The following is an 8,403-nucleotide window of genomic DNA, read 5'->3' on the forward strand; positions in this document are numbered from 1 at the left end:
CCAAACAAAGCCCTTGACTTTTCCAAAAAACCATGTTATATTAATATCAGGGAGTAAGAAGCGTGGTTTAACTTTATGATTCAAAAGGAGGTAGTATGAGTGACTGTATTCAGGTACGAGTAAAAAATTTAATAAAAAAGGAGGTAAGATCTATGAAAAAGCTATTAGGCGTTTTGTTAGTTTTAAGTATGGTCAGCGGTTTTGTTGGAACTGTACTGGCAGCTACCAGTGATATCGGTTATGTAGTTGTCAGGTGTACCGGTACGCTTTCAGTGATGGTTGGTAATGCAGTTGATCAAGCTGATGGTGGCGATGAAGTTAATCTTTGGGCTTTGACAACATCATCCCCGAACGCAGTTGTTGTTTCAACAGCTATTGCAGTTTCAAACAACGGTGTTGGTTTGATTTCAAGCTGGTCATTACAGGTAACCGGACAGGAGCAAGGTTCGGATGGTGTAACTTGGGCAGCCACTGATACTGCCTACCCTGCTTGGGCATATAATGGTTTAAACACGGGTGACTGTGGAGTTAATGCGATTGCACTAAAAGCAGTTTTTTGCAGTGCACAGGCAACACAGGCGGATTTTGATACCAATGACTTACTTGACGATACAGGAAGATTTTATCAAACAGCCGCGCTTCAATATGGACCAGCAACTAATTCAATAGCTACTGCAGTAACTAGTGCTGCTGACAAAAACATGGTTTCTCCTGGTCAGTCAAGAAATCTGTATTTCAAAGTTCGTTTGCCTTCGGGAGTATCTGATCAAAGATACCGTAAAGTTGCAGTTACAGTAACAGCCGGAGAAGGTTTGTAATTGGTTTTGAGCGGCCCCGGCATTGGTCGGGGCTGCTTGTAGCCGCGAAATCCGTAATTGGCCAATAGTCACAAAGTACTACTGTTCGATGGTATCCCGTAGTAAAATGCGGGACTCCATAGATTAGTAAAAAAAGAAAGAAATACCAAAACCCTCGTAGAGGTAGACTTCTGTGTGTGCTTATGTTATTTGTGAGCCACAGGTTCACTCATCTTTTAATTTATATTTTTTAATAATTAAGAATAATAGAGTCAGTTATACCCTGAAAGATACATTTTCAGGGTTTTTTCATTGGATTTGTTATATATCGGCTGAGTACAGAAGTTCTACCTTTACGGGGGTAAAGTCAGAAACTTCTTCTACTCAGCTTTTTGTCATTATAAAGGCGGATACAGAGTTTACCTCTACGGGGGTAGTTGGTATCTCTTATCCGCCTGCAATCATCAATGGGCGCAGAAGTTCTACCTTTACGGGGGTAAAGTTGTCAGGATTTTCTGTGCCCGCAGAAAATTATAGCTTTAGGAAAATATATGAATAAAAAAAGGTCGATATTCACTCAACTGACCAGGTTAGTTCTTCTAACAGCCCTTTTGGGACAGATTCTTTATGTTCCAAACCTATTTGCTGCTGCAAGCGACACTGCATACCTGGTGTTAGGCATAACAGGCGGTGTGTATGATACTACTGCGCCGGATGCAGTTACTAATCTGTCAGCAGGCCCGCATTTTATCACCGGAGTAAACGGTTCGAGTGATAATGGCGGAGGGAAAGTAAAACTTTCTTGGACAGCTCCTGCCGATATGCCTGCCGGCACTCCTGTTTATTCTTATATAATTAAATACGCTACTTTCAGCATCTATGATGTAAATAGCGATACCATAGCTTGGTGGAATCATTCTTCAGTTTCTACTGTAGCTGCAAACTCAGGTTTGCCGAACAATTGGGGTATTAAAGAATATTCATTACCACATTCATCAGAATCATTTGTAGTTACGGGCTTGCAATCATCAAAGTATTACTGGTTTGCAATACAGTCGGTTGATAATGTATTCAACCACAGTCCGATGGATACAAAAGCACAGTTTATTGTATTCCAATCAAGTTCGTATGCATCGTCTTCATCGACCGCACCAGCTGCTGTAACTAATCTGATTGCTTCTCCTACAAAAGATGTACCTGGTGGAATCACTCTTAATTGGACAGCAATGGGCAACGATGAAGTATCAAATAGAATAATTGATGGCAGATATAGGATTTGTTATTCAACCACACAACATCCTATGGTTGATAGTGATTTGCTTAAAGCGGATCCGTTAGCTTACTGGAACCAGGCAAAACAAGTTTATATTTCAACTTCAAATGTCTATCCTGGTGCTTCACAGACTGTTTTACTTACCGGTTTACAGACAAGCGTTTCATTCTATTTCTGGATTTGGACCAGCGATGAATGGTATGCAAAAACAAACTGGTCTCATGAATCTAATAAGGCGATTTCAAGGGCGTTTAATTTTTATCCGCCGAATGAAGTTGCTCCGCTCTACGGTGAAGCTTTCGGTTCTATTGATTTGAGCTCCGGCAGTTATGTTTCGCTTAACTGGAAAAACCCACAGATAAGCGCCACGAAATCTTTCGATGGCGTAAAAATATGTTATAGCACGGTTGCCTATCCAACGGATAAAGACAGTTCTCCAAGCATAGCGCTTTCAGGGCTGACTGCAAATGACTGGTTCACTTATTCGCATTTACAACTTGAACCCAGGACTACATATTTCTATAGAATCTATTCATTTGATACAGCAGATCCTGTTTTGTATTCCGGAACCGGAACACTTGTTTCTGTTTATACCGTTTATGATAATATAGCTCCTGACGCTGTAAGCGGCCTGGCGCTAAATACCGATGCAAATGTTTCCAAAGGAACTTATATTTCTCTTAACTGGACTCATCCGGATTTTGACAGGGCGTTATATCAAAACCATGACTGGGAAAAGACGGCCATCTACGTCAGTACACAGAATTTTGTGAAAAACGGAGGAAATTCTTACAACAATATAGCTCCGATTGAACTCCCAATAGCTACAACTTGTTATGAATTTACAAATCTTAATCCGCAAAATACATATTATTATGAAATAAGGACTTACGACCCCGTCGGTAATTTCTCGGTTTCTACAGCTACTATTTACACTTGGAAGGATATTGTACCGCCCGGAGTACTTGAAAATCTGGCAATCCAGTCAGCCTGGTCGGAAGATATTGATATCGGCTGCACTCTTACCGTTTCCTACAAATATCCTAAAGATGTGGACCTTGACAGGGCATATATCAATTATCGCGACGATAAATATCCTTCAAATTCGGCAGACGGATTCTCATTCATTAAAATTCCTCAAAGCTCAACAGACACAGTTGAGAGAATATCTGAACTAATCGGAAATAATACTTATTATTTCTCGATATTCCTATATGACTGGTCGGGGAATATGTCGTCAACAACAATATCCGGAATTGTAAATGTGCCGAGAGACAATACAATGCCGTTCACGCCTCTTGGATTGACTACAACCAAAGACACGACTACTTTCAATATGTCCTGGTCGCAGGTGGCGTATCAGCGGGATATAAGCAGTATAAACGTACTGACGGCAATAACTACGCCAAAACCCAAATCTTCTGAAATATACAGGTATCAGATCTACGAATCTGCTGACATGAACGCATGGCACTTGATTGCTTCTACAAAACCTGTTATTGAAGCGCTTGGATTTAAAGTCCCGCTGGCAAGCCAGATAAAATACTACAAGGTCAGGTCTGTTGATATTTGCGGCAACTTCAGCGATTCCATGATAGCTGACAATTCAGATGACCTTAATATTTATTCTATGATTGCCGACAGGTCTTACGTAAAGATGGATAAAGAAATCAAGGCTGTTATAAGCGATGTATACTTGAAATGGACCAGAAACGAAGAAAATGAAAAGGGCCCGATATTCAGGTCTTTCACAATCGAACCGTACAGGATTTTAAACGGAAAACTTGAATTTTATCAGGATTTCAAATTTGAAAAACCAAAAGCCCAGGTGGCGATCACGTATGATAAGCAAACCATTTCTTCGCGTGGAAGCCAGATGAGTAAAGTACTGGCGGAGCCTGAAAAATGGCTTTCGTTATTCTTCTATAACGGAAAAGAATGGGTTAAACTGGCATCATCAATTGACGCACAGAAAGAAAATGTAAAATCAGACGTAAAATATATCGGCAGGTATCAGATAAGGTATGCAATGAATTCTACGGAATTAACAAACTATGAAGTTATACCTAAAATAATTACTCCTAACAACGACGGACGCAATGATAAAGCCTTCTTCAGGTTTGATAACCCCAGGGGCGCGCTGGTTACAATTAAGATTTTTGATATGACAGGCCTGCTGATAAAAACAATTGCTGATATCACGGAAAATTCAAATGTTCCCGGAGGATATATCTCCTGGGACGGCGCAGATAAAGATATGAATGTTGTTGCACCCGGAACTTATATTTACCAGATTGAAGGCGAAGGAAAAGTATATAACGGAACTATAGTTGTTGCGAGATAATATACGCAGGAGGATTACCATGAATAAATTATCCAGAATCCCAATTTTTGTTTTACTCTCTGTCTTTTATGTATCGTTATTTAGTTTTTGTTATGCCGCTTTTGAGCCTATTCCCATAGGCGCCAGGCCGGCGGCCTTGGGAGGGGCGTACACAGCTGTAGCTGACGATGTATATTCAACTTATTATAATCCGGCTGGCTTGTCTTTGATACCGCGCACGGAGTTTACAACCCAGTATTCCCAGATGTATATGGGCCTGTGGGATAAATCCAACCTGGCCTATTCGTTCCTGGGATTGGCCCAGCCTTTAAAGTTTAAAAAGGATTTCGGCACAATCGGTTTTTCGATGCTCGTTTTTAATTCCGGCACATATTACAAAGAAACCACGCTGGCGTTTTCTTATGGAAAAAACTTCAGGATCGGAGGGGTAAAGAAGCTTGATGTAGGGTTCACAGTCAAGAGCCTTTCCATAGGTTATGGCCAGGATGATTATACTTTTGATTCTTTAAACAACGACGGAATTACATCTTCCCTGCAGACAGGTACGGCAAAAGCTGATTCGCTTTTTGATAAATTCGGTTTTAATAAATCTGCCGTTGCGTATGACTTTGGTTTTAAGTATTCTTTGTTTACAAACTACAAAATAGGTTTTATGGCTGCAAATATCAACGAACCGAATATTGCTCTTGATAATACTGATGAATCAAAACTTCCAAGGGTTTATAATTTAGGTTTCATGCATAATGCTGAAAGTTTCCTGTTGAGTATTGACCTGAGTTCCCGTGAGATGAATAAAATAAACGATTCCCGGGTAAGCGTCGGGGGAGAAAAATTTCTTCCTTTCGGGTTTGGTTTAAGGTCAAGTATTATTGTCGGGACTAATGAGTTTACAAATATAGCGTTCGGCTTCGGTTATAAAACAACCGGTTTACAGCTTGATTATGCTATGGAGTACCCGATAAGCGGGATAAAAGGCACGATGGGAAACCATAAAGTTTCATTAATTTTAAGATTCGGCCCCGTTATGCACTTACCGGAAGAGACAGGAGCTCTGCAGCTGGCTCTGGCAAAAGAACAGAAAGCTACGGAAGCTGAACATAAAGCTTTGGAAGCGGAGCAAAAAACGAGATTGGAAACTGAGCAAAAACTGGCAAAGAAAAACCAGGAACTGGAAGCCGCAAATAAAGAGATAGGCAAGCTGAGGGAAAAGCTGGAAGAATTACTTAGAAGGCCGGTTCCTGTGATTCCTGCGCCTGTAGAACAAGCGCCTGTAAAAACTCCACCCGTTGGGAAAACACCGGCTAAAGCCGGTACCGGAGTGAAAACTCCTGTGACACCGGTTATAACTGAACTGCCTTTGACTTTATCCGGGAATATCGAAAGGCAGTATTTCGATGAATATAATGCTTACAGAAAAACTGCGGATAAACTGGTTTTCTCAACACGTATAACCAAGATACAGCAGATTGTAGCAAAGTATAAAGGCAAGAAAATTGATATTTCTTCAGCCCAGGACGAATACAAAGTATTGCTTGAAGAACAAAGAAACCAGCAGAGAATGTATATCGACAGCCTGACCTATTACAGGAAGATGGTTGCCAAAGGTATTGACAATAAGTCCCAGTCGGACCTGTTGAAGAAAATCATTAACAGATATGAACAGTTTGGTATTGATGTTTCTGAAGCCCGGAAAGAATTGAATGCTGTAAAATAACCCGTCTTGAGAGGACAGCCGGATTTTATAAAAGGAGGCAGTATGATTAAAAAACGAATAAAATTATTCTTGTTCATTTTCGCGGTTTCCGCGGTTTCTGCGGTTCATTCCTTCTCGGATGAGTTTGACTTGCAGCTCAAAAAAGTGTATCCTAAAATAGTAACTCCTTCATATGGAGTACAGGATAATAACTATGTATTTTTTGAATTTTATGACCCGCAGTATGAAAATGCAAAGTTAAATATATTTTCACTTGACGGGTATAAAGTAAGGGAAATATTTTCTTCACAGCGTATAGCGAAAGCAGGCAGCCTGGACTGGTGTTTTGTGTGGGATTGCAGGGATTCAAAAGGGGCAGTAATTAATCCAGGAGTTTATTTGTATTTGTTTCAAAGCAAAAATAAAAACTATAATGGGACGATAATCGTGGCGAGATAATCTCTGTGTCAATCAAAACTAGATTATTTATTGCATTCGGCGTGCTTGTAATGTTGGTGCTTTCTATCAGCCTTATTTTTGTAGCCTATACCTATCAGGCAAGAATGCTTCTGGACAAAAGCCTCCTGCTTTCGGAAACACTGACCTCCTGGCGTGAAATATCTCTTTCTTATGAAAGGCAGACAAGGAACGTAAGCTATTTCATAATCCTTAACGATTCTACCGAAAAAGACAAATTCGACGAACAGCTTGAACCCATACAAGCCAAACTTAAAAAAATAAATGACAGTAAGGAAAAGGAAGATTTTCAGGCATTTTACACAAAATATATGGACATGTGTAAAACTATGTTTTCATTAAGCAGGGAGAAAAGATTCAGTTATTATGAAGACAGCATAATGCCGCTGGAAAAACAGGCCCAGAAAGATGTTATAAAAGTAATTGACGACTATTATGCGCTTTTAAACTCCTATGAGGCTACGGTAAAAAATGTCAGCAGGCGCAATGCAATTATTTCAATTTCTTTCGGTTTGATCGCTGTCTTGGTAGGTGTCATTCTGGGTATTGTGACTTTTATGGCTATCTGGGTGCCTTTAACGGCGTTAATCAAAGGGACTCAGGAAATAGGTGAAGGGAACCTGGATTACCATATAACTGTAAATCCGAATAATGAAATGGGAAAACTGGCCTTGAGTTTTAATAAGATGGTAGATAATTTACGAAAATTGCAGCTGCAGATTGTTCAAATGGACATAGGCCAGCTGGCAGGCGGCGTGGCGCACGAAATAAACAACCCATTGACGGGAGTACTAGGGCAGGCACAGCTTCTTATGGATAAACTGCCGAAGGACGACCCCAGTGTAATTCACCTTCAAAGAATAGAGCAGGCCGCCCAGCGCTGCCGAAAAATTGTTAGGGCTTTGCTGGATTTTGCCAGGGAAAAGAACTATATTTTTCAGCCGACAAACATTGAAACCCTGATAAATGAAACGCTTAATTTCTGCGAAACAGAAATGCGGTCTTCAAATATTGAAGTTTCAAAAATTATTCCGCTAAAACTTCCTCTTGTCAAAGGCTCGCCGAGCCATATTCAACAGGTATTTTTGAATATTATAAATAATTCAATTCATGCCATGATGCCTAACGGGTGGGGAAAATTAACGATAGAAGTAAAAATAAACAACAGCATGATGGATGTTTCTTTCCGGGATACGGGAATCGGGATTAAAAAAGAAAATGTGGGCCATGTTTTTGACCCGTTTTTCACGACGAAAGATATCGGCAAAGGGACAGGGCTGGGATTGACGGTAAGTTACGGAATTATACAGAAACACAACGGTAAAGTAATCGCAAAAAGCGAAGGGGAAGGCAAAGGCTCGGAATTCGTCATCAGGCTGCCAATATGAAAACGATTTTTATTATTGAAGATGACCCGGATGTTTCACTTCTCATAAAGGACGTTTTTGAAGCCAATAAAGTAATTGCGACTTTTTTTTCATCATCTGCTCTGGCGTTGAAAGAGATAAAAAAACAAAGGCCTGATATTATCATAATGGACCTTATGATGCCCAATATATCAGGTTTCGAAGTCTGTCAATATATCCGCGCTGACCTGAAACTAAAGGATATACTCATTATGGTTATTACCGGTTACGACTCTCCAAAGATGAGAAAAGAGATATTTTCCTACGGAATTGATGATTACCTGCCTAAACCCTTTGATTACCGGATTTTTATGGAAAAAGTAAATAGGCTTTTGAAATGAGCCCGCCATTTTCTTCTGATTTTGTTGTAAATCCATCCTTTTTTATGTAAAATAACGTCATCATGGAAAAAA

The 8,403-nt window shown here is 40.1% G+C and carries 6 protein-coding genes; all 6 read left to right on the forward strand.

Features of this window, described 5'->3' with window-relative positions; all coding sequences use genetic code 11:
• Nucleotides 1-152: 152 nt before the first annotated feature.
• Nucleotides 153-818 carry a hypothetical protein gene (locus KKH91_07995; GenBank protein ID MBU0952745.1) on the forward strand — a complete coding sequence of 222 codons (666 nt, stop codon included), beginning with the start codon at nt 153-155 and terminating at the stop codon, nt 816-818.
• Nucleotides 819-1,348: 530 nt separating this feature from the next.
• Nucleotides 1,349-4,414: a gliding motility-associated C-terminal domain-containing protein gene (locus tag KKH91_08000; protein ID MBU0952746.1), complete on the forward strand. Its 3,066-nt coding sequence runs from the start codon at nt 1,349-1,351 to the stop codon at nt 4,412-4,414.
• Nucleotides 4,415-4,433: 19 nt separating this feature from the next.
• Complete coding sequence (locus tag KKH91_08005; GenBank protein MBU0952747.1) at nt 4,434-6,128, forward strand: type IX secretion system membrane protein PorP/SprF; 1,695 nt, start codon at nt 4,434-4,436, stop codon at nt 6,126-6,128.
• 42 nt (nt 6,129-6,170) lie between these two features.
• Nucleotides 6,171-6,566, forward strand: coding sequence for a hypothetical protein (locus KKH91_08010; GenBank protein MBU0952748.1), 396 nt, complete (start codon nt 6,171-6,173; stop codon nt 6,564-6,566).
• Between the two features lie 5 nt (nt 6,567-6,571).
• The gene (locus KKH91_08015) at nt 6,572-7,972 is read left to right on the forward strand and encodes a HAMP domain-containing protein (protein MBU0952749.1); all 1,401 of its coding nucleotides are present in this window, start codon (nt 6,572-6,574) and stop codon (nt 7,970-7,972) included.
• Nucleotides 7,969-8,331 carry a response regulator gene (locus tag KKH91_08020; GenBank protein MBU0952750.1) on the forward strand — a complete coding sequence of 121 codons (363 nt, stop codon included), beginning with the start codon at nt 7,969-7,971 and terminating at the stop codon, nt 8,329-8,331. The genes KKH91_08015 and KKH91_08020 overlap by 4 nt, the downstream gene beginning before the upstream one ends.
• Nucleotides 8,332-8,403 lie beyond the last annotated feature (72 nt).

It is taken from the genome of Elusimicrobiota bacterium (assembly GCA_018816525.1).
In the GTDB taxonomy this organism is placed as follows: Bacteria; Elusimicrobiota; Endomicrobiia; order CG1-02-37-114; family XYA2-FULL-39-19; genus OXYB2-FULL-48-7.

Excerpts from the sequence above, each read along its gene's own strand:
- KKH91_08000 (MBU0952746.1), top strand. The coding sequence starts at position 1,349 with ATGAATAAAAAAAGGTCGATATTCACTCAACTGACCAGGTTAGTTCTT.
- KKH91_08020 (MBU0952750.1), top strand. The coding sequence starts at position 7,969 with ATGAAAACGATTTTTATTATTGAAGATGACCCGGATGTTTCACTTCTC.
- KKH91_08005 (MBU0952747.1), top strand. The coding sequence starts at position 4,434 with ATGAATAAATTATCCAGAATCCCAATTTTTGTTTTACTCTCTGTCTTT.
- KKH91_07995 (MBU0952745.1), top strand. The coding sequence starts at position 153 with ATGAAAAAGCTATTAGGCGTTTTGTTAGTTTTAAGTATGGTCAGCGGT.
- KKH91_08010 (MBU0952748.1), top strand. The coding sequence starts at position 6,171 with ATGATTAAAAAACGAATAAAATTATTCTTGTTCATTTTCGCGGTTTCC.